At 63.3% G+C, this 19,166-nt stretch carries 19 protein-coding genes; 8 read left to right on the plus strand and 11 right to left on the minus strand.

All coding sequences use genetic code 11. From position 1 onward, the window contains the following. Positions 1–10: 10 nt before the first annotated feature. The gene (locus tag FJ430_RS31465; protein ID WP_140702812.1) at positions 11–1,375 is read right to left on the minus strand and encodes a leucyl aminopeptidase family protein; all 1,365 of its coding nucleotides are present in this window, start codon (positions 1,373–1,375) and stop codon (positions 11–13) included. A 124-nt stretch (positions 1,376–1,499) separates the two neighbouring features. Between FJ430_RS31465 and FJ430_RS31470 the strand changes: the two genes are divergently transcribed. Further along, positions 1,500–2,327 (plus strand): tetratricopeptide repeat protein, encoded by an 828-nt coding sequence (locus FJ430_RS31470; protein ID WP_140656286.1) that lies wholly within the window; start codon positions 1,500–1,502, stop codon positions 2,325–2,327. Between the two features lie 88 nt (positions 2,328–2,415). Here FJ430_RS31470 and FJ430_RS31475 read toward each other — a convergent pair whose 3' ends face one another. From FJ430_RS31475 to FJ430_RS31515, 9 genes are all read right to left on the minus strand, one after another. Continuing rightward, entirely contained in the window at positions 2,416–3,432 is a 1,017-nt protein-coding gene (locus tag FJ430_RS31475; RefSeq protein WP_140645301.1) for a type II secretion system F family protein, read from the minus strand. A 13-nt stretch (positions 3,433–3,445) separates the two neighbouring features. Further along, positions 3,446–4,459, minus strand: a complete 1,014-nt coding sequence (locus FJ430_RS31480) for a type II secretion system F family protein (RefSeq protein ID WP_140645302.1) — start codon at positions 4,457–4,459, stop codon at positions 3,446–3,448. Positions 4,460–4,590: 131 nt separating this feature from the next. Beyond that, a complete protein-coding gene (locus FJ430_RS31485; protein WP_140656283.1) occupies positions 4,591–6,090 on the minus strand; it encodes a CpaF family protein in 1,500 nt (499 codons plus the stop codon). Positions 6,091–6,120: 30 nt separating this feature from the next. Further along, on the minus strand, positions 6,121–7,404 hold the full coding sequence (locus tag FJ430_RS31490) for an AAA family ATPase (protein ID WP_181175225.1): 1,284 nt from the start codon (positions 7,402–7,404) through the stop codon (positions 6,121–6,123). 45 nt (positions 7,405–7,449) lie between these two features. Further along, positions 7,450–8,187 (minus strand): CpaD family pilus assembly protein, encoded by a 738-nt coding sequence (locus tag FJ430_RS31495; protein ID WP_140645305.1) that lies wholly within the window; start codon positions 8,185–8,187, stop codon positions 7,450–7,452. 14 nt (positions 8,188–8,201) lie between these two features. Next, positions 8,202–9,710 (minus strand): type II and III secretion system protein family protein, encoded by a 1,509-nt coding sequence (locus FJ430_RS31500; protein WP_140702804.1) that lies wholly within the window; start codon positions 9,708–9,710, stop codon positions 8,202–8,204. Then, on the minus strand, positions 9,707–10,519 hold the full coding sequence (gene cpaB, locus FJ430_RS31505) for a Flp pilus assembly protein CpaB (RefSeq protein ID WP_140702799.1): 813 nt from the start codon (positions 10,517–10,519) through the stop codon (positions 9,707–9,709). The genes FJ430_RS31500 and cpaB overlap by 4 nt, the downstream gene beginning before the upstream one ends. A gap of 296 nt (positions 10,520–10,815) precedes the next feature. Further along, a complete protein-coding gene (locus FJ430_RS31510) occupies positions 10,816–11,334 on the minus strand; it encodes a prepilin peptidase (RefSeq protein WP_140702794.1) in 519 nt (172 codons plus the stop codon). Between the two features lie 158 nt (positions 11,335–11,492). Beyond that, positions 11,493–11,672, minus strand: a complete 180-nt coding sequence (locus FJ430_RS31515) for a Flp family type IVb pilin (protein WP_095765933.1) — start codon at positions 11,670–11,672, stop codon at positions 11,493–11,495. Positions 11,673–12,020: 348 nt separating this feature from the next. Here FJ430_RS31515 and FJ430_RS31520 point away from each other — a divergent pair, with 348 nt between their 5' ends. From FJ430_RS31520 to FJ430_RS31530, 3 genes are all read left to right on the plus strand, one after another. Then, positions 12,021–12,443: a pilus assembly protein N-terminal domain-containing protein gene (locus tag FJ430_RS31520; protein WP_140656278.1), complete on the plus strand. Its 423-nt coding sequence runs from the start codon at positions 12,021–12,023 to the stop codon at positions 12,441–12,443. 141 nt (positions 12,444–12,584) lie between these two features. Next, positions 12,585–13,196, plus strand: coding sequence for a TadE/TadG family type IV pilus assembly protein (locus tag FJ430_RS31525; protein ID WP_140645311.1), 612 nt, complete (start codon positions 12,585–12,587; stop codon positions 13,194–13,196). Positions 13,197–13,233: 37 nt separating this feature from the next. Next, the gene (locus FJ430_RS31530; RefSeq protein WP_140702792.1) at positions 13,234–13,845 is read left to right on the plus strand and encodes a TadE/TadG family type IV pilus assembly protein; all 612 of its coding nucleotides are present in this window, start codon (positions 13,234–13,236) and stop codon (positions 13,843–13,845) included. A 4-nt stretch (positions 13,846–13,849) separates the two neighbouring features. Here the strand turns inward: FJ430_RS31530 and FJ430_RS31535 are convergent, their stop codons facing one another. Continuing rightward, positions 13,850–14,746 (minus strand): phosphate/phosphite/phosphonate ABC transporter substrate-binding protein, encoded by an 897-nt coding sequence (locus tag FJ430_RS31535; protein ID WP_140702790.1) that lies wholly within the window; start codon positions 14,744–14,746, stop codon positions 13,850–13,852. 174 nt (positions 14,747–14,920) lie between these two features. Between FJ430_RS31535 and FJ430_RS31540 the strand changes: the two genes are divergently transcribed. The 4 genes from FJ430_RS31540 (at position 14,921) to rpsT (ending at position 18,326) form a co-directional block, all read left to right on the plus strand. Next, on the plus strand, positions 14,921–16,159 hold the full coding sequence (locus FJ430_RS31540; protein ID WP_140702788.1) for a phosphopentomutase: 1,239 nt from the start codon (positions 14,921–14,923) through the stop codon (positions 16,157–16,159). Then, on the plus strand, positions 16,152–17,042 hold the full coding sequence (gene mutM, locus FJ430_RS31545) for a bifunctional DNA-formamidopyrimidine glycosylase/DNA-(apurinic or apyrimidinic site) lyase (protein ID WP_140702786.1): 891 nt from the start codon (positions 16,152–16,154) through the stop codon (positions 17,040–17,042). Before FJ430_RS31540 ends, mutM begins: the two co-directional genes overlap by 8 nt. Before the next feature lie 47 nt (positions 17,043–17,089). Further along, a complete protein-coding gene (locus FJ430_RS31550; protein ID WP_140702784.1) occupies positions 17,090–17,863 on the plus strand; it encodes an enoyl-CoA hydratase in 774 nt (257 codons plus the stop codon). 196 nt (positions 17,864–18,059) lie between these two features. Continuing rightward, complete coding sequence (gene rpsT / locus FJ430_RS31555) at positions 18,060–18,326, plus strand: 30S ribosomal protein S20 (protein WP_140645317.1); 267 nt, start codon at positions 18,060–18,062, stop codon at positions 18,324–18,326. The last annotated feature ends 840 nt before the right edge of the window (positions 18,327–19,166 follow it).

Genomic DNA, 19,166 nt, shown 5'->3' on the forward strand with positions numbered 1-19,166 from the left:
GGATCATGGTCTAGCCAAAGCGATTGGCGATGACGCGCTCCAGCGCGCGAATGCCTTGCGCCTCGCCGCCGGTCAGGCCGTAGGGGCGGTCGGCCGGGTTCCAGGCGAAGATGTCGAAATGCGCCCAGCTGTGGGTTTTCTCGACGAAGCGCTTGAGGAAAAGGGCCGCGGTGATCGATCCGGCAAAGCCGTCCGTCGTCACATTGTTGATGTCGGCGATCCTTGAGGAAAGCTTCGCATCGTAGGGGCGCCACAAAGGCATGCGCCAGAGCGGATCCTCGACCGCGACCGATGCCTGGGCCAGATCGACGGCAAGCGTCTCGTCAGCGGTGTAGAAAGGCGGCAAATCGGGCCCCAGCGCGACACGGGCGGCACCGGTCAGCGTCGCCATGTCGATCAGCAAAGCGGGCTGTTCCTCATCAGCCAGCGCCAGCGCGTCGGCCAGGATCAGCCTGCCTTCGGCGTCCGTGTTGCCGATCTCGACCGTGATGCCCTTGCGGCTGCGCAACACGTCGCCGGGCCGGAAGGCATTGCCGGCGATCGAATTCTCGACGGCGGGGATCAGCACGCGCAGCCGGACATTGAGTTTCGCCGCCATGATCATGGAGGCGAGGCCCAGCACGTTGGCGCCGCCGCCCATGTCCTTCTTCATCAGAAGCATGCCCGACGACGGCTTGATGTCGAGGCCGCCGGTATCGAAGCAGACGCCCTTGCCGACCAGCGTCACCTTCGGCGCGTCGCCCGGCCCCCAACTCATGTCGATCAGCCGCGGCGCGCCGGTCGAGGCCCGGCCCACGGCGTGGATCATCGGGAAGTTCCGCGCCAGGAGATCGTCGCCATGGATCACGGCGATATCGGCGCCATGGGCGGCCGCCAGCTTTCGGGCGGCTTCTTCCAGCTCGACCGGACCGAGGTCGCTGGTCGGCGTGTTGACGAGGTCGCGCGCCAGGAACACGCTGTCGGCGACGCGGCGGACATGCGCGGCGTCGACGCCGTCGGGAAGCGCAAAGCGCAGAGCCTTGCCGGGCTTCTTACCGTAGCGTGTAAAGACATAGCCGGCCAGGACAAGCGCGAGCGCCGCGAGTTCTGGCTGCGCCGGGCCCGACGCGAAATGCCAGTCGCCTTCCGGCAGCGTCCTTGCGAGCGCGCCGAGGGCAAGGGCGCTGTCGCCGTCGCCGATACCGAACAGCGCGCCGGCAAGGCCGCCGCCCTCGCCCGCCAGGACCAGCGTGCGCCCTGCCTCGCCGGAAAAACCGTTGGCCCTCGCCCAGGCGATAGCGGGCGGCGGCAACGCCGCGGCTTCAAGGGCGTCCTTTGCCACCAGATAGACAGGCAAGGCGGCTTCCGGCTTCTGCTCGACGAGTTCGACAGGCATGCAATGATCTCCGGCCGAACTGCTGAGTCGGCGCTTCTTAACGGTCCGTTAGGGTTAACAGAATATTTCTGCGGGAGGGAAGACGGCCAGCCAATGGCCGCACAGGAATGGAGACCGGGCGCCGATGCCTACCAAAGCGTTGAACCTTACAGCCAAGCGTCTGATCACCACGGCTTTCATGGCGGCGCTTGCGGCCAGCGTGGCCGGTTGCGGCAGCACCAGCAAGTTCACCACGGGTTCCATCTCGCGCTCCGACAGCAGGCCGCTGGAAACGATGTCGTCCAGCGAATTGCGTACCGCCACGTCCAGGCTCGGCCAATCCTACGCCCGCAGCCCGAACGACAAGCGCATCGCGATGAACTTCGCAGCAGCGCTGCAGATGGACGGCGACGCCGACCAGTCGCTGGCGGTGATGCGCAAGCTGGCGATCGCCTATCCCAAGGATCGCGAAGTGCTTGCGGCCTATGGCAAGGCGCTTGCCGCCAACGGCCAGTTCGAGCCGGCCCTTGATGCCGTGCGGCGCGCGCAGACGCCCGAATATCCGGACTGGAAGCTGGTCTCGGCGGAAGCCGCCATTCTCGACCAGATGGGACAGAAGGACGAAGCGCGGCAGGACTATCGCAAGGCGCTGGAACTGAAGCCGAACGAGCCTTCGGTGCTGTCCAATCTCGGCATGTCCTATGTGCTCGAAGGCGACCTGCGCACGGCGGAAACCTATATGCGCTCGGCCGCGCAGCAGCCCGGCGCCGACAGCAGGGTGCGGCAGAACCTCGCGCTGGTCGTCGGACTGCAGGGCCGCTTCGACGAGGCCGAGAAGATCGCCTCGCAGGAACTGTCGCCCGAACAGGCGCAGGCCAACGTCGCCTATCTGCGGCAGATGCTCGCCCAGCAGAATGCCTGGAGCCAGCTGAAGGATCAGGACAAGGACAAGGCGAAAGTCGCCACGAACTGACGGACGCTGCCAAGCGCCGACCGCTTCGACAATGAAAAAAGCCGCGCGGGGGTCCGCGCGGCTTTTTTCATTGATGCGAACGGCCCGCCTACTGGCTGGAGGAGCTGTGCTGGTCACCGAAGATGCCGCGCTGGCTGACCTGGATGCCGGCCGGACCCAGGATGATGGCGAACAGAACCGGCAGGAAGAACAGGATCATCGGCACGGTGAGCTTTGGCGGAAGTGCGGCGGCCTTCTTCTCGGCGGCGTTCATGCGCATGTCGCGGCTTTCCGAGGCGAGCACGCGCAGCGCGTGCGCCACCGGCGTGCCGTAGCGTTCGGCCTGGACCAGGGCCTGCGACACCGACTTCACCGATTCCAGGCCGGTGCGGCTTGCCAGGTTCTCATAGGCGATCTTGCGATCCTGCAGATAGGACAGCTCTGCATTGGTGAGCACGAATTCCTCGGCAAGCGCCACCGACTGCGTGCCGATTTCGTCGGCAACCCTGCGCAAGGCCGCTTCCACCGACATGCCGGATTCCACGCAGATCAGCATCAGGTCGAGCGCGTCCGGCCAGGCCAGTTGGATCGACTGCTTGCGCTTGGTCGCGCGGTTGTTGACGTAGAGGATCGGCGTGTAGAAGCCGCCATAGGCGACAACGACACAGACGAACAGCTTGATGAAAGCGGGTTGCTGCGGCAGGCCGCCGAGCACGAACAGATAGATGGCCGCCAAGGCAAAACCGACGAATGGCAGGACCAGGCGAAAGAAGAGAAAACGCGTCAGCGGGTTCTGGCCACGGAAGCCCGCGACCTTGAGCTTCTGGATCGTGCTTTCATCGGCAAGCGCGCGCCTCAGATCCAGGCGGTCGACGATGTTGCGCATGCCGATGGACTGTTCCTCGCGCAGGCCCTTGCGGCGGCGGTCGGCCTCGTTGGCCAGTCGCGTACGCTGCTCGGCGCGCAATTTGTCGCGTTCGAGCGCCACGCTCTTCATGCGCGACTTGAGCGAAGTGCCGCCGAACGCCGGCATGAGCGTGAAGACGGTCGCGAACACCGCAATGCCGACCAGCATCGCGATCAGGAAGGAAGGGTCTGTGAGTGTTTTGACGACCTGCTCTGTCACTGGATCCGCGCCCCTAGACTTCGAAGTTCATCATCTTGCGCATCACCAGGATGCCGATCGACATCCAGACACCCGAGCAGCCGAGGATCAGGTTGCCGACGTTGGTGGTGAACAGCGGCATGATGTAGTTCGGGCTCGACAGATAGACGAGGAAGGCGACGACGAAGGGCAAGGCGCCGATGATGACGGCCGATGCCTTGGCTTCCATCGACAGCGCCTGGACCTTGGCCTTCATCTTCTTGCGGTCGCGCAGGACGCGCGAAAGGTTGCCCAGCGCCTCGGACAGATTGCCGCCGGCCTGTGACTGAATCTGGATGACGATGCCGAAGAAGCCGGCCTCGCTGCACGGCATCGTCTCCGTCATGCGCATGGCGGCGTCGGGCACCGACATGCCCATCTGCTGGGAATCGACGATGCGGCGGAATTCGGACCGGACCGGTTCGGGCGATTCGTTGGCGATCAGGCGGATCGCATCGTTGAGCGGCAGGCCGGACTTGACCGCGCGCACGATGATGTCGAGCGCGTTCGGAAATTCTTCCAGGAAGGCCTTGACGCGACGTGTGCGGCGAAACGACACGAACCAGCGCGGCAGGCCGAGGCCGCCCACCAGCAGGGCACCGGGCAGAGCCCATAGAGGCGCGCCGAGGAAAAAGAGAACGGCCGTCAGGATGATCCCGCAGACAGCGGAATAGATATAGAAACGCTCGATCGGAACCTGCATGCCGGCTTGGCGGATCTGAGTCTTCAGCGGCGGTTTCTTGACGTTGCGATCGTTGGTCTTCTGTTTCTCGTCGAGCTGCTTCAGCGAGTCCTGGACGTTTTTTCGCCGCTTGACCGCTTCCGCTGCGCGGTCGCGCGTCGCTTTCACCACCGACCGGTCGGTTTCGGCTGTCTTGACGGTCTGAAGCCGCTTGCCGGCCTGCTTCTCGTTGTCGATGCGCGTGAACAGAAAAGCATAGGCCACCGCGCCGGCGCTGAAGCCGGCAAGCACGATGAAAGCCAGTACGGTGGTGTCAATTCCGAACATCGACCTGGATCCCCAGGGCATTTCGCCGTTCCAATGAAACGGCGAACCGACCTATTTCTTCGTTTAGACGCAATTCCGGGCGGAAAACCGCTTCACACTTTTCCTGGAATTGCTTCAGACCTCCAGCTGCATCAGTCAGCGCGTTTCTCCATCGCCTCGAGCGCGTTGGCGAGGCGCTGTTCCTCGCCATAGTAGCGGGCGCGGTCCCAGAAATGCGGACGGCCGATGCCTGTCGACACGTGCTCGCCGACCAGCCGGCCGCCGGCGTCTTCACCCTTGATGTTGTAGAGCACAAGATCCTGGGTGATGATGACGTCGCCTTCCATGCCGACCACCTCGGTGATGTGGGTGATGCGGCGCGAGCCGTCGCGCAAGCGGGCCGCCTGGATGATCACGTCGATCGAGCCGACGATGATCTCGCGCACCGTGCGCTGCGGCAGTGAATAGCCGCCCATGGCGATCATCGATTCCATACGGTTGAGGCATTCGCGCGGGCTGTTCGAGTGGATCGTTCCCATCGAGCCGTCGTGACCGGTGTTCATCGCCTGCAGCAGGTCGAACACTTCCGGTCCGCGCACCTCGCCGACGATGATCCGCTCCGGCCGCATGCGCAGGCAGTTCTTGACCAGATCGCGCATGGTCACCTCGCCCTCGCCCTCGAGATTGGGCGGCCGGGTTTCGAGACGGACCACATGCGGCTGCTGCAGCTGCAGTTCCGCCGAGTCCTCGCAGGTGATGACGCGCTCCTCGCGGTCGATATAGTTGGTCAGGCAGTTGAGCAGCGTCGTCTTGCCGGAGCCTGTGCCACCCGAGATGACTATGTTGCAGCGGACACGCCCGATAATCTTGAGAACCTCCGCGCCTTGCGGCGAGATGGCGCCGAACTTGACCAACTGGTCCAGCGTCAGCTTGTCCTTCTTGAATTTGCGGATGGTGAGCGCAGTGCCGTCGATCGAGAGCGGCGGCGCGATGACGTTGACACGCGAGCCGTCGGGAAGGCGCGCGTCGCAGATCGGGCTCGATTCATCGACGCGGCGGCCGACCTGGCTGACGATGCGCTGGCAGATGTTGAGCAGCTGCTGGTTGTCGCGGAAGCGGACGCCGGTCTGCTCGACCCTGCCGTTGACTTCGATGTAGACGTTCTTGGAGCCGTTGACCATGATGTCGGCGATGTCGTCGCGGGCAAGCAGCGGCTCCAGCGGTCCATAGCCCAGAACGTCGTTGCAGATGTCCTCGAGCAGCTCTTCCTGCTCGGAAATCGACATTGCGAAGTTCTTGATCGCGATGATGTCGTTGACGATGTCGCGGATTTCCTCGCGTGCGCTCTCGGGATCGAGCTTGGCGAGCTGCGACAGGTCGATCGTGTCGATGAGCGCGGAGAAAACCTGGCTCTTGGTGTCGTAATAGGTTTCCGAGCGCTCGCGCTGGACCTTTCTTGGCGGCTCCGGCGCCATAGGCGGCGGCTCGACAGGACGGCGCGCCGGCGGGGCGACGGGCGGGCTGGAGGTCGGCGCAGCCGGCCGCTCGGCCGTCATCGTCCCCGTCGAAGCGGGCGCGGCGGGAGCAGCTGCCGGCGGACGGAATTCGGGCGTTGCCCGGCTGCCGTCGTCTTTGCCTCTTTTACCAAACATGATCGACTACCCGATGCCGCTCAATCAGCGTCACTTCTTGTTGCGCGAGAGCTTGCCGAGGATCGAGCCCAGGCCTGCCTTCTTCTTTGCCTTGATTTCGCTGCGTCCGGTCAGCACATGCGCTATTTCATTGATGGTGGTGACGACCGGGCTCTTTGCGTCCATCTCGCTCAGCATACGGCCGTTGTTGGCGGCATTGCCGAATAGCAGCGGTTCGAAGTTGATCACGGCCATCGGCGTGATGCCGAGCGGTTCGGCGAAATCGGACGCCGCGATCTCGGGCCGTTTCGGTACCCCCGCCTGGTTGATGATCAGCTTCGGCGGCGGATCGTTCGGACGCAACCGCTTCAGCATGTCAACCATGTTCTTGGTGTTGCGAAGATTTGCGAGCTCGGGCGTGGCCGTGATGACGATCTCGTCCGCCTTGATCAGCGTGCTCTTCGTCCACCCGCTCCAGACGTGAGGGACATCGAGGACCAGCAGGGGCGCGCTGCGCTGCGCTGTCTCTATGATCTGCGAGAAGGCCTCGGAGTCGAAATCATAGACGCGCTCGAGCGTGGAGGGGGCCGCGAGCAGCGACAGATGCTCGGCGCATTGCGCAAGCAGACGGTCGAGATAGACCTCGTCGACCCGCTCGGGCGAAAACACCGCCTCGGCGATGCCTTGCGCCGGATCCTGGTCGAAATTGATGTTGGCGGTGCCGAAGGCGAGATCGAGATCGGCAATGACGACTTCGGACTTGAACAGCGAAGACATAGCCCAGGCTACATTGTGAGCGATGGTCGACGAGCCGACGCCGCCCTTGGCGCCGATGAACGCGATCGACCGGCCGATCGGCTCCGATTCCGGATCGACGAAGATCGACGACACGACGCTGACGATGTCGGTCATCGAGACCGGCGCGATGACATATTCGGAAATGCCGGACCGGATAAGCTCGCGATAGAGCCCGACATCATTGTAGTGGCCGATAACCACGACCTTGGAGGACGGATCGCAATATTCCGCGAGCTGGCCGAGTTGTTCGAGCAACTGCTGCGGTTCGCTGCGCGATTCCAGCAGGATGAGGTTCGGTGTCGGCGCGGACTGGTAGAACTCGATCGCGGTCGGGATGCCGCCCATATGGACCTTGAGATGGGCCTTGGCCATCCGGCGATCCTCGCCGGCGCGCTCGACGGGATTGGCGACCCCCTCGGTCTCGCAGAAGGCCTGGATCGAAATGCGCGGCACGGGACGCAGCGCCTGCATGGCGGCGATGTCCTGCTGCGAAAGGTCGCCGGTTTCCGCGGGCGTGTCGTAGGCAAGATTGCTCATCGTCATGCTCTTTCCGTGACTGCTCTCTTCGTCGTCCGGCGCGGCTCAGTAGGTTACTTCCGAATTGCTGAGGAATTCGTTCGAAATGCCTCTCGAGCGATAAAGGTCGATTACTGCGCCCCGGTTCTCGGCATCGATATCGGACTGCTTGCGCGGCCCGAGCAGATCGTTGGGATTAGCCACCTGGGCGGCGATGTTGTTCTGGTACGAGCAGCCGAAGTCGGCATAGTGCTTGTTCTCCGACGTCTCGGTCAGGTCGTCGGGCCAACGGCCGCATTTGTCGGTCTGGGCCCGCACCGCGACAAAGGCGACGCGCACTGGCGCCGACGCCTCGGGCACAGCCGACTGATAGGACGTCATGACGATGCGATTGCGCTTGACGCCCGCCGCCATGGCGACCCGTGCGAAGTCGCGTCCCGCCACCAATGCCGCCACCTCGTTGGCCGAGCCTCGCGGGATTGCGATGGTCAGCGACGGGGCGGCTCCCTTGTCGTAGCCGTCGAGAAAACCGAGCAGCGTGTCGCGCTGCGCGCCGGTCATGCCGCGATCGCCGGCGCCGACCGGCAGGTCGATCTTCTGGTTCTTCTCGGCGATGACGATCGGATGGGTCGTGCGGTAATCGTCCGGTATCGACCCGACCGTAACGCTGTCGCGGTGCCAGTTGGCGCAGCCTGTGAGCGACGCTGCAAGCATGACCGCCAGTGCCGGGACCACCTGCCGACGGATCCTTGCGATACCGGATGCTGTCCGGACCGTCATGACCTTCGATGCTGACTTGGACATATCCGCATTCCCACTCATTTGTAGATGAAGCCCACGACACCGTGATAGCGGCCGGCTGGCCGGTCGGTCTGCATGGTGCCGTAGACGCGGTTGACGCGGCCAAGGAACATGGCGGCGCCATCGCTTGCCGCGTTGAAGTTGTCGTCCGGCTTGGCCAGGTCGTTGCGCGCCACCGGCCGCGTCAGATAGGGCGTGATGATGATGACGAGCTCGCTCTCGTTGCGCACGAAATCGCGGCTGCGGAACAGCGTGCCAAGGACGGGAATTTTGGTCAGCCCGGGTAGGCCGTCCACGGCCTGCCGGACATCGTCGCGGACGAGACCGGCGATCATCATGGAGCCGCCGGATGGCAATTCCACCGTGGTGTCCGCCAAGCGTTTGCGCAGCGATATGATATTCGTGTCGCCTAGCGCGAACGATCCTTCGGTAGTGGGCTCTGAAACCGCGGTTCTTACCTTGAGGCTGATGCGACCGGCAGACAGCACCACCGGCTGGAACTCCAACCCGATGCCGTATTCGACCTTGTCTGCCGTCCATGTCCTTTCGCCAGTCTGATTGTCTGTCGATTTGTTGTTGGTGACGGTACTCACCATGTTGTACTCGCCACCGACCTTGAACGTCGCCTTCTCGCCCGAAACGGCGGTCAGTGTCGGCTCTGCCAGCGTCTTCATGACGCCAGATTGTTCCATGGCGTTGATGGTGCCCTGTAGAGACGAACTTTTGAAGTCGAAGCCGGAGCTGGACAACGGCTTGCCGAGGCCGGGATAGGTGTCGACGGCGGAGCCAAAGGTTATGCCGTTGGTGCTCCCGTTCCCTACCATATTCACGCCGAGCTGCTTCATCACCGAGCGGCTGACTTCGGCGACGGTAACCTTGAGCGTCACCTGGTCGTCGCCGACGATCTGCAGGAGGTTGACGATCTTGGAGGTCCGGCGCTCCTGGTCGGGATTGTTGATGTCGACGCCGCCATTGACGGAGCCGCCGGCGGCGGTCTGCGAATATTGACCCGTCGTCGCTTCACCGCCGGACACGAAAATGGTTGCCAGGTCGACGGCGCGCTTGGAATCGAGCGGCGTGTCGACCATGCCCGTCAGGACGACGTTGTCGTTGAGAAGCTCGACCTTGATCTGCGAGGACGGGATGAAGCGCTTGAGATAGTCCTCCAGCCCGGCGACGTCGCGTTCGACGGCCAGATCCAGGCTGACGATCTGCTCGCCATTGGGGCCGAAAACGAAGATGTTGGTTTCGCCGACCGCCTTGCCGAACAGGTAGATGCGCCGCGCCGTGCGGGTCACGGCATCGGCAACCGCCGGATTGGCGACGAGGATATCATAGGCGTCGCTCGGCAGGTCGATGACCACGGATTTGTTGAGGCCGAGCTTGACGCGCTGCGTGGCGACGGAAGCCGAGACGCCGGCGCCCGCGGCTTTGGCTTCGACCAGTCCCGAGGCGCCGGTGCCGAGCAGGAGAAAACCGATCGCCGCGGCGGCCAGGAAGGGCAGCAGTTTACCGTTTGGCCTCATTTCCTTGCTCCCACCTCGGAAACCTCGCCGGACTTGATCAGCCGCACGGTTCCGCGTCGGCCGTTGCCGTTGACCAGATAGTCGGCTTCGTCCGTATTCTTTTCATGGATGTCGGTGATCGGGCGCAGCGCCAGCGTCAGGCGGTCCGCCATCTGCTGCGCCACGGTGATGATCTCGGCCTGCTGCGGCGTCAGCTCCAGCGTCGCGGTTTGGCCGACCCTGGTCTTCTTGCCTTCCTCGTCTTCCTGGATGGTCTGGTCGATGGCCAGCACGCGGATGTTCTTGAGGATCGTCTCGGTGTTGAAGCCGCTGCCGCCGTTGCCGGTGTCGGCGCGGCGGGTCATGATGACGTCGACGAAGTCGTTGGGCAGGATGAAGCCGCCGGCGGACGTGTCAGCCGATATCGCGGTCGCGACAGCGCGCGTGCCGGAAGGCAGGATCGACGACATGAAGCTCTGTCCCTCGCCGACCAGCTTGGACCGCCGCAACGGCTCGCCGGTATACATGGCTACGCGGGCGACCGAGCCCTTGAGCTTTTCGACCGCGTCAGGCTCGGCGGCGCGCGTGATGAAGTTGGCGTTGACGCCATCGGCCGGCCATTCTTCCCAGCTGATGTTGGTGCCGAGCTGGCTGCCCATCGACACGTCACCGGAAAGCACCAGCACATCCTGCAATGCGATCGCCGGCTGCTTGGGCGCATCGACAACGACCTGAGGCGGCGGCGCCACGACCATGTTCTTCGCCACATAGCCCGCGCCACCCGCCGCGACCGCAGCCACGCCCAGAATAATCAATCGGGATGCTGGCATTCGTCCGAAACCCTTCGCCTCAAGGCAAACCACCTCGCCAGGCCGGACTTTGCAGCCGCAATCGTCAAAACAAGGTTAATGTAATGCTTACGATCGTGATTAATTTAAGGTTTACTCAAATTGGATGGAACGGCCCCGCCGTTAACAAAAAAGGCGGCTAGGCCGCCTCGGGATCGCCGACATCTATATCGCCAGAGGCCTAGGGCGCATGGCGGAATTCAGACCACGCGATTCAAGTCTTTGCTTGATGCATGTCGTTGTCCCAGAACCGCTGCGCACTTCTGGGCGACATGCATTCAGGCCGTGAGCCTCGCCAGCGCCCAGACCATCAGCGGCGAATCCGGGAAAGTGATCAGTCCACCCGCGCCAAGCGCGATGCCATAGGGGATGCCAACGCTCTCGTCCGCGAAATGGCGCAGAAATCGGCTGTGGCCGGTGTACATGACGAGCGGCGATTTCCGGTAAGCAAGGATTGCGAGGGTAAGCAGGCCGCCGATGAAAGCCGACGTCACCAGATAGCCGATCAGGTTGATGTTGAGGCCCATCCATAGCGCGGTCGCGGCCAGAAGCTTGGCGTCGCCGCCGCCCATGCCGCCGAGCGCAAAAAGGCCGAAGGTCGTGGCAAGTACGAGGGCGCCGGCAGCGAAGTGCCAGCCATAGGTTGCCCAGTCCATGCCGGTGAGCGGCGCGACAAGCGCGAATGTCACCACCAACAACACGGGAACACGGTTGGCGATCGTCATCGACAAGGCGTCCGAGACCGCAGCGAACAGCATGCAGAAAGGAAAGACGACGAAGATCACGGCTTCAAGCATGGATGCGGCGTGCCTGTGGCATGTTTTCAGCGTCATCCTAGGCGCGCTGGATTAACGATCGATGAGGCCGGACGATCAAAATCGGCCGACTGCATGAAAAAGGGCCGTCAGTTGGCGGCCCTTTTCCTTCTGTCGAAAAGGCGCGATACGCGGCCTTGTTACGGAGCCGTGGCGCCGTTGAGGGTCGCGGCGATGTTGGCGAACTTGGCGTTCAGCGCGCCGCCGAGCTGGGTAGCGCCAACCATGATGGCGAGCGCGATGAGAGCGGCGATCAGACCGTATTCGATGGCGGTCGCGCCGGATTCGTCCTTCACGAAACGTGCAATGAGGTTAGACATTCGAGAGCTCCTACTCCACGTGTTACAGCACTTCCGTCAACTTTTCTCTTGCGGTTGATCGGATGCTGCAAATCTATGGAGAAGCCGTTTCGATCGGCTTAATAAACAGCCTTACCGATTCCTTTCCGGTGGCGAACGCGCTGTGTGGTTAACCGTGGCCTAAACATCGCCAGCCAGCTCGGCCTCCCGGAAACCGGCGCTTGTGCAATATTCCTAAAACAGTAAGCACCACCGACGCATGACGCGCCAGGCGAGCCGATCCTTAATCATGGCCAGGCCCGGCTTAACCGTTGGTTCACCAATCTCGTTCATGTTCCGTTGAAGAATCTGCCCGCCGGGAGCGCTTCAATGACGTTGTCGAGATCGCTGTTTCCAGTCGCCGCGCTGCTGGCAACTGCCGCCTTGGTCATGCCGGCCAGGGCCGGGGCGGGTATAGAAGTCACCATGAACCAGGCCAAGATCGTCAAATTGTCACGCGCGGCCGACACCGTCGTCATCGGCAATCCGGCGATCGCCGACGCCGCCGTGCAGGACGCCTCGACCATCGTCCTCACCGGCAAGGGCTTCGGTGTCACCAATATGGTCGTGCTCGATTCGGACGGCAGCCCGATCATCGATGAACAGGTGACCGTCGTGCGACAAGCCGCCTCCTCGGTGCGCATCTACAGACGCGCCGAAGTCCAGACCATGTCCTGCACGCCCTATTGCGAGAGCGCGTTCAAGAGCGAGGCCGAGAAGGCTTCCGAAGCCGAAATGAGCGCCGGTCACTGAGCCCTGCGAGCGCGAACCCACGGGCATTAAAGACAGCTTAAAGCTTGCCCGACGAATTTAACGATCGTCCAAACCGGAACTCAATGGGTTTTCGCTAACCTTGCCGCCGGTACCGCAAAGGCGATCGGCAGGAACTTTGATATGAGCAAGGATGCCTCATCCGGCAACGGCATGGACAGCAAGGCGCGCGCCAAAGCCCACCCCGGCTTCTTCAGCGACAGGCGCGGCAGCACGGCGATGGAATTCGCGATGCTTGCCATCCCGTTCGCGCTTCTCGTCTTCGCCATCCTCGAGAGCTGCATCTCGTTCGCCGGCCAGGAGGTGATGGCCAACGTCACCGACGATGTCGCCCGCCAGTTGCGCACCGGGCAGCTTCAGCAGAACAACGTCACCGAAGCCTCGATCAAGCAACTGATCTGCAATCGCCTGCAGATCATGGTTTCCAACAACTGCACCGATACCGGGCCAAATGCTCCACTGCTGGTCGATCTGCGCGAATATTCGAGCTTCGCGGACGCCGCGACGGCGGGTTTCAAGATCGTGAGCGGCGATATCGTGCTGACGCAGGGCGCGAACACGATGTCTCCTACAGTCTCGCCCGGACTGGCGGAATCCATCAACATGCTGCGGGTGTTCTACAAATGGCCGGTGATGACCGATTTCCTGGCCAAGTCGATGGCAAATCTGAAGGACAGCAAAACGCTGCATTTCGCGTCCGTGACCTGGCAGAACGAACCGTTCGACGACAATTGAGACTGCTCGACGGCTAAGCCGCGGCGTGGAGGACGATATGCATAGTGCGGGGGCACTCCGGGGGATCTTGGCGAGGATGGAGCGGTTTTGCCGCGATCGCCGCGGCGTCGCGGCGATCGAGTTCGCGTTCATCGTGCCGGTGCTCCTCATCATGTATTTCATCACGATGGAGGCCTCGCAGGCCATCGAGACCAGCAAGAAGGTCAGCCGCATCGGTAGCATGGTCGCGGACCTCGTCACCCAACAGCAGACCGTCGTGAAGGCGAATCTCGATGCAATGATGAAGATCGGCACATCGACGCTGCAGCCTTATAATCGTTCATTGCCGACGATCATCATCACAGGCATACAGATCACCGACGAAGCAGCGCCGAGGGTGCAGGTTGCATGGTCGCGCAAGGTGGTGGGCACTACCTACAGCGCCGATGCGGCCGTCAACGCGACCACCACGGTGCCGGCGACGCTGATAATCCGCAACACCTTCCTGGTCCGCGTGGAGAGCGACCTCGGCTACAAGCCGATCATCACCTGGTCCGCCAGCAATTCGCAGACGCTCGGGCTGACCTCCGCCTTCAACAACATATCGATGAGCGAAACCTATTATCTAAGGCCGCGCCGGAGTCCGACGATTCCCTGCAGCGACTGCTGACACGCTATTCCTGCCCTGCCGTTTCCTGCCGCACGATCGCCACGGCCATCGCATAGTCCTTCCGCGCGGCCGGCCTGAAACCGCCGGAATGCGCGCCCTCCAGCAGATCGTACACATCGGGCGTCTGGGACCTGAGATTGGTCAGAAAGACCGTCAGTCGCCGCTTTGCCTCCGGATCGAGATCGCTGCGGACGGCGTGCGGGCCATAGCGCAACAGGCCCGAGGTCCATAACACCCGAAGCGACGCCTCGGGGATGCCGGCAGCCTCCAGCCGCGCGACGGTGCCCTCGGAACGGGCGGATCGGCCATCGGCATCGGCCGGTTCCCAGCCGAACAGCGCGTCCGCTTCGCCGCCGCTCAGCATCGTTTCGGCCGCGGTGGCCGAAGCCGCGCGCGCCAGGAAGGGCGAATCCCGCGCGATCTTGACGCCTTCGGCCGACAGCGCCGCCATCGGCAGCAGCGCGCCGCCGACATTCTCGACCGGCGCAATCGCGATCCGGTGCGAAGCGATCGCCGCAAGGTCCGGAAGCCTGCCGTCGCGCGTCATCAGGACGGAACGGATGCCGACGGCGCCGTCGGCATCGACCGGCGCCACCAGCGGTTCGACGCAGCCGCAGCGCTCCGAGGCCGTGGCATAGGCAAGAGCCGAATAGACCGCATACTGCACGCGCCCGCTCGCCTGCGCCTCGATCAGCGCCGCGTAGTCGCGCGCAACGACGAACTCGACCTTCATGCCGAGCGCATTGGCATAGGCGTCGGTCAGGCGCGCGAGCCCGGGGACGGTGTTGCCGCCGCCCGGTTCGGCAACGACGCCGATGCGGAACGTGCCGATGTCGTCACGCCAGTCGGCGCGTGCCGGCCCGGCGGCGGCGCCGAACGCCGCGAGAGCGGCCGCGCACATTTTCACGGCCTGCCTTGCCGCGGTTCTGCCGCGCCTTGCCATACCTGCTTCGCTCCCGCCGCATCCGCGTCTCGCCGCAACTATGGCGCCAAGCCGTTGCGGTTTGGTTTCCGATTTGCCAAGGCTGCCGGGGAACCTTATGTCTGGCAACCAGGACTGACAACAAAGATACCCATGGCGCGCGCGTTCCTGTTCGTTCTCGATTCTTTCGGCATCGGCGGCGCGGCCGACGCAGAACGCTACGGCGATGCCGGAGCCGACACGTTCGGACATATTTTTCAGGCCTGCGCCGATGGTCGCGCCGATCGGGAAGGTTTGCGCAACGGGCCGCTGGCCGTGCCCAACATGATGTCGCTCGGTCTTGGCCGAGCGGCGCAGACGGCGACCGGGCTCACGTTCGACGTCGATACGCCGTTGCTTGCCTCGTCCTTCCACGGGGCCGCCCAGGAAGTGTCGAGCGGCAAGGATACGCCCTCCGGCCACTGGGAAATCGCCGGCCTGCCGGTGCGCTTCGACTGGGGCTATTTCCCCGACACCGTGCCTGCCTTTCCGGCCGAACTGACCGAAGCGATCATCCGCGAAGGCAAGGTGCCGGGAATCCTCGGCAATTGCCATGCACCCGGAACCGAGATCATCGAACGGCTCGGCGAAGAGCATATCCGCACCGGCAAACCGATCTGCTACACGTCGGTCGATTCCGTGCTGCAGATCGCCGCGCATGAAACGCATTTCGGCCTGGAGCGGCTTTATGAGCTTTGCCTCACGGTGCGTCGGCTGGTGGATCCGCTCAAGATCGGGCGCGTGATCGCGCGACCTTTCGTGGGCGAGACGCCCGTCACCTTCCAGCGCACCCACAACCGCCGCGACTATGCGGTGCCGCCGCCGGAGCCGACCCTGCTCGACCGGCTGACCGGGCGCGGCGGCAAGGTCATCGCCGTCGGCAAGATCGGCGACATCTTCGCCCATCGCGGCATTTCGGAAGTGCGCAAGGCCGGCGGCAACATGGCGATGTTCGACAAGGCGCTCGGCGCGATGGACGACGCCGGCGACGGCGACCTGGTCTTTGCCAATTTCGTCGATTTCGACACCGAGTTCGGTCACCGGCGCGACGTCGCCGGCTATGCCGGCGCGCTCGAGGCGTTCGACCGTCGGCTGCCGGAGGCGCTGTCGCGCATCGGGCCGGGCGACCTCCTGATCCTCACCGCCGACCATGGCAACGATCCGACCTGGCGCGGCACCGACCATACGCGCGAACGCGTTCCGGTGATCGGCACGGGGCCAGGGCTGACGGGCGGCGACATCGGGCTCAGGCCGACCTTCGCCGATATCGGCGAAACCGTCGCGGACCACCTCGGCCTGGCGGCCGGTCGCCACGGAACATCCTTCCTCGCAACGATAGGCGGCCATGCCTGAGCTGCCCGAAGTCGAAACCGTCCGGCGCGGGCTGCAGCCGGTCTTGGAAGGGGCGCGGCTCGTCAAGGTCGAGGCGCGCAGGCCCGACCTTCGCTTTCCTTTTCCCGAACGCTTTTCGGAGCGGCTTACCGGCAAGACCGTGACAGCGCTTGGCCGGCGCGCCAAATACCTGACGATGCATATCGAGAACGGCCCGGTTCTGATCTGTCATCTCGGCATGTCGGGATCGTTCCGCGTCGAAGCCGCCGCCGGCAGCGACATCCCCGGCGCCTTCCACCACGAGCGCTCGAAAAGCGCCGCGCACGACCATGTCGTCTTCGACGTCGTCTCGCCGAAGCATGAGCGCTCCCGCGTCGTCTTCAACGACCCGCGCCGCTTCGGCTTCATGCTGTTTGCCGAAGGAGCGCCGGACACGCATCCGATGCTGGCTGGGCTCGGCATCGAGCCGACCGGCAACGCGCTCGACGGTCCCATGCTCGCCTCGCTGCTGAAGGATCGCAGATCGCCGCTCAAGGCGGCACTGCTCGATCAGCGTCTGATCGCCGGACTCGGCAATATATATGTGGCGGAGGCCTTGTGGCGCGCCGGCCTCTCGCCGCTGCGCGAAGCCGGCACCATCGCCGGGTCGGCCAAGAAGGCGAAAGAGCAAAGCGTACGCCTTGCCGAGGCGATCCGCTCGGTCATCGCCGACGCGATCGCCGCCGGCGGCTCCTCGCTGCGCGACTATGTCCAGGCCGACGGATCGCTCGGCTATTTCCAGCATTCCTTCGCGGTCTACGATCGCGAGGGCGAGCCATGTCCGAAGCCGGGCTGCCGCGGCCACATCGAGCGCATCGTGCAAAGCGGCCGCTCGACCTTCTATTGCCGGACCTGTCAGCGGTGAGCTAGGAACGGTATCGATCATCCCACTGCCGCGGAAGGAAGCGAACCATGGCCCATGAAACCATTATCGTCGAGACACGCGGCAAGGTCGGGCTGATCACGCTGAACCGGTCCAAGGCGCTCAATGCGCTGAATTCGCAAGTCCTTGCGGAGGTCGTAGCGGCGGCGAGCGCGTTCAATGCCGATCCCGGGATCGGCGCGATGGTGCTTACCGGCTCGGAAAAGGCGTTTGCCGCCGGCGCCGACATCAAGGAAATGCAGGCGATATCCTTCGCCGACGCCTACACGCAGGACTTCTTCGTCGGCTGGGAGGAATTCACGCGCACGCGCAAGCCAATCATCGCGGCGGTTGCGGGCTACGCGCTCGGCGGCGGCTGCGAATTGGCCATGATGTGCGACTTCATCATCGCCGGCGACAATGCCAAGTTCGGCCAGCCCGAAATCACGCTCGGCGTCATGCCGGGCATGGGCGGATCGCAGCGGCTTACTCGTTTTGTCGGCAAGTCGAAGGCGATGGACATGTGCCTGACCGGGCGGATGATGGATGCGGCCGAAGCCGAGCGCAGCGGGCTGGTATCGCGCGTGGTGCCGGTGGCCGAACTGCTCGACGAGGCGCTGAAGGCGGCGGCCAAGATCGCCGAGTTCTCGCTGCCGTCGGTCATGATGACCAAGGAGGCCGTCAACCGCGCCTACGAGACGACGCTTGCCGAAGGGCTGCGCTTCGAGCGGCGCCTGTTTCATTCGCTGTTCGCGCTCGATGATCAGAAGGAGGGCATGGCCGCCTTCGTCGAGAAGCGGAAGCCGAATTTCACCAACCGCTAGGGCACGTTGCCGAATGACTGAAGGCGGGTCATGGCGTGATGCGCTTTCGGTCTCCAAAAAGACCGCCAAGTGGCGTTGACGCGCCGGAAAAGCTGAACTATAAGCCGCACCAACCGAGGCGGCCCTGTGGCTGCCCGTTTGTTTTTTGCGCCCTGCGGCACCCCGCTGGCGCCCACCAGATCGGAAGAGAGGCATCATGGCCAATACGTCTTCGGCCAAAAAGGCAACGCGCAAGATCGCCCGCCGCGCGGCGGTCAACAAGAACCGTCGCTCGCGTGTCCGCACCTATGTGCGCCAGGTCGAAGAGGCGCTGGCCGCTGGCGACAAGGCCGCGGCGGTGGCAGCCTTCAAGGCGGCGGAGCCGGAATTGATGCGCGCCGCCACCAAGGGCGTCGTCCACAAGAACACAGCTTCCCGCAAGGTTTCGCGGCTTGCCCAGCGGGTCAAGACGCTGTCGGCCTGACCGACTTAATCCTTAATCAATCGATGTTGAACCCGGTCGCACAGGCCGGGTTTTTTCGTTTGCCGGCAAGTACTTAAAAAAAATGCTCGCAAGCAACGCTTGCGACGCGATTCCAATGCCAGTAATGTTTTGCCGGCATATTCAACGCCGCTGATACCGGCACGCCCTCCCCGCGGCAACTGCCCAAATTTGCCTGGCAAAAAATCTGCAGTTTTTTCAAAGGCTTACAGCCGGTCATCCACAGCTTGTTCAACTCAAGATCGAGCGGCGGGGGAGAAGTAGCTGTCAAGAGAATTATTTCAGAATATTTCGTTTCGAGCGGCCTTTTTCATATTCGCCGGAAAAGGGTTTGAATCACAATGGCTTTGTCAAAATGTGCCGTCGCAGCACCCGATTTCAAGCCCCGTCTGGTAACCAGATTCGTTAAAAAACCGTTAGATGTGGCCTTGCCCTATCCACAGCGATTTCGGTAATGTCCATCCATCGAAGGGACGGGCTGTAGCCCCTGACCCAGCCTGAATCGGCCAGCACAAAATGGCAGAATTCATGACGTGGAGCAATTCCGCGTGCGGCTTGGTTTGTCTCTTCGGTGCGGGTAGGGGACTGGCGTAATTGTACATGGCAGTCGATGTCTCGCCGGCGTTTTCGCCGGAGGGTGATGTATTGCCTTGTCGTTGTCGGTGGCCGGCGTGCGGAGCCGGCAGCTGGTTCCTTGCGCGAGTTGCGACGATCGTTGCCGGCGGCGGCAGCGGCATCGCGGCGAAATGAGGTCGCCGGACCAAGGATGCAGGAGGCGCATCCCCGGTGGAAAAGGGTACGAGAAGACAAGGAACTTTGATC

It is taken from the genome of Mesorhizobium sp. B2-8-5 (assembly GCF_006440675.2).
GTDB lineage: Bacteria > Pseudomonadota > Alphaproteobacteria > Rhizobiales > Rhizobiaceae > Mesorhizobium.

Excerpts from the sequence above, each read along its gene's own strand:
- FJ430_RS31490 (WP_181175225.1), bottom strand. The coding sequence starts at position 7,404 with ATGAGCAATCTTGCCTACGACACGCCCGCGGAAACCGGCGACCTTTCG.
- FJ430_RS31530 (WP_140702792.1), top strand. The coding sequence starts at position 13,234 with ATGCATAGTGCGGGGGCACTCCGGGGGATCTTGGCGAGGATGGAGCGG.
- FJ430_RS31510 (WP_140702794.1), bottom strand. The coding sequence starts at position 11,334 with ATGCTTGAAGCCGTGATCTTCGTCGTCTTTCCTTTCTGCATGCTGTTC.
- FJ430_RS31485 (WP_140656283.1), bottom strand. The coding sequence starts at position 6,090 with ATGTTTGGTAAAAGAGGCAAAGACGACGGCAGCCGGGCAACGCCCGAA.
- FJ430_RS31550 (WP_140702784.1), top strand. The coding sequence starts at position 17,090 with ATGGCCCATGAAACCATTATCGTCGAGACACGCGGCAAGGTCGGGCTG.
- mutM (WP_140702786.1), top strand. The coding sequence starts at position 16,152 with ATGCCTGAGCTGCCCGAAGTCGAAACCGTCCGGCGCGGGCTGCAGCCG.
- FJ430_RS31525 (WP_140645311.1), top strand. The coding sequence starts at position 12,585 with ATGAGCAAGGATGCCTCATCCGGCAACGGCATGGACAGCAAGGCGCGC.
- FJ430_RS31520 (WP_140656278.1), top strand. The coding sequence starts at position 12,021 with ATGACGTTGTCGAGATCGCTGTTTCCAGTCGCCGCGCTGCTGGCAACT.
- FJ430_RS31480 (WP_140645302.1), bottom strand. The coding sequence starts at position 4,459 with ATGTTCGGAATTGACACCACCGTACTGGCTTTCATCGTGCTTGCCGGC.
- FJ430_RS31465 (WP_140702812.1), bottom strand. The coding sequence starts at position 1,375 with ATGCCTGTCGAACTCGTCGAGCAGAAGCCGGAAGCCGCCTTGCCTGTC.
- FJ430_RS31540 (WP_140702788.1), top strand. The coding sequence starts at position 14,921 with ATGGCGCGCGCGTTCCTGTTCGTTCTCGATTCTTTCGGCATCGGCGGC.
- FJ430_RS31470 (WP_140656286.1), top strand. The coding sequence starts at position 1,500 with ATGCCTACCAAAGCGTTGAACCTTACAGCCAAGCGTCTGATCACCACG.
- FJ430_RS31495 (WP_140645305.1), bottom strand. The coding sequence starts at position 8,187 with ATGTCCAAGTCAGCATCGAAGGTCATGACGGTCCGGACAGCATCCGGT.
- FJ430_RS31500 (WP_140702804.1), bottom strand. The coding sequence starts at position 9,710 with ATGAGGCCAAACGGTAAACTGCTGCCCTTCCTGGCCGCCGCGGCGATC.
- FJ430_RS31515 (WP_095765933.1), bottom strand. The coding sequence starts at position 11,672 with ATGTCTAACCTCATTGCACGTTTCGTGAAGGACGAATCCGGCGCGACC.
- cpaB (WP_140702799.1), bottom strand. The coding sequence starts at position 10,519 with ATGCCAGCATCCCGATTGATTATTCTGGGCGTGGCTGCGGTCGCGGCG.
- FJ430_RS31535 (WP_140702790.1), bottom strand. The coding sequence starts at position 14,746 with ATGTGCGCGGCCGCTCTCGCGGCGTTCGGCGCCGCCGCCGGGCCGGCA.
- rpsT (WP_140645317.1), top strand. The coding sequence starts at position 18,060 with ATGGCCAATACGTCTTCGGCCAAAAAGGCAACGCGCAAGATCGCCCGC.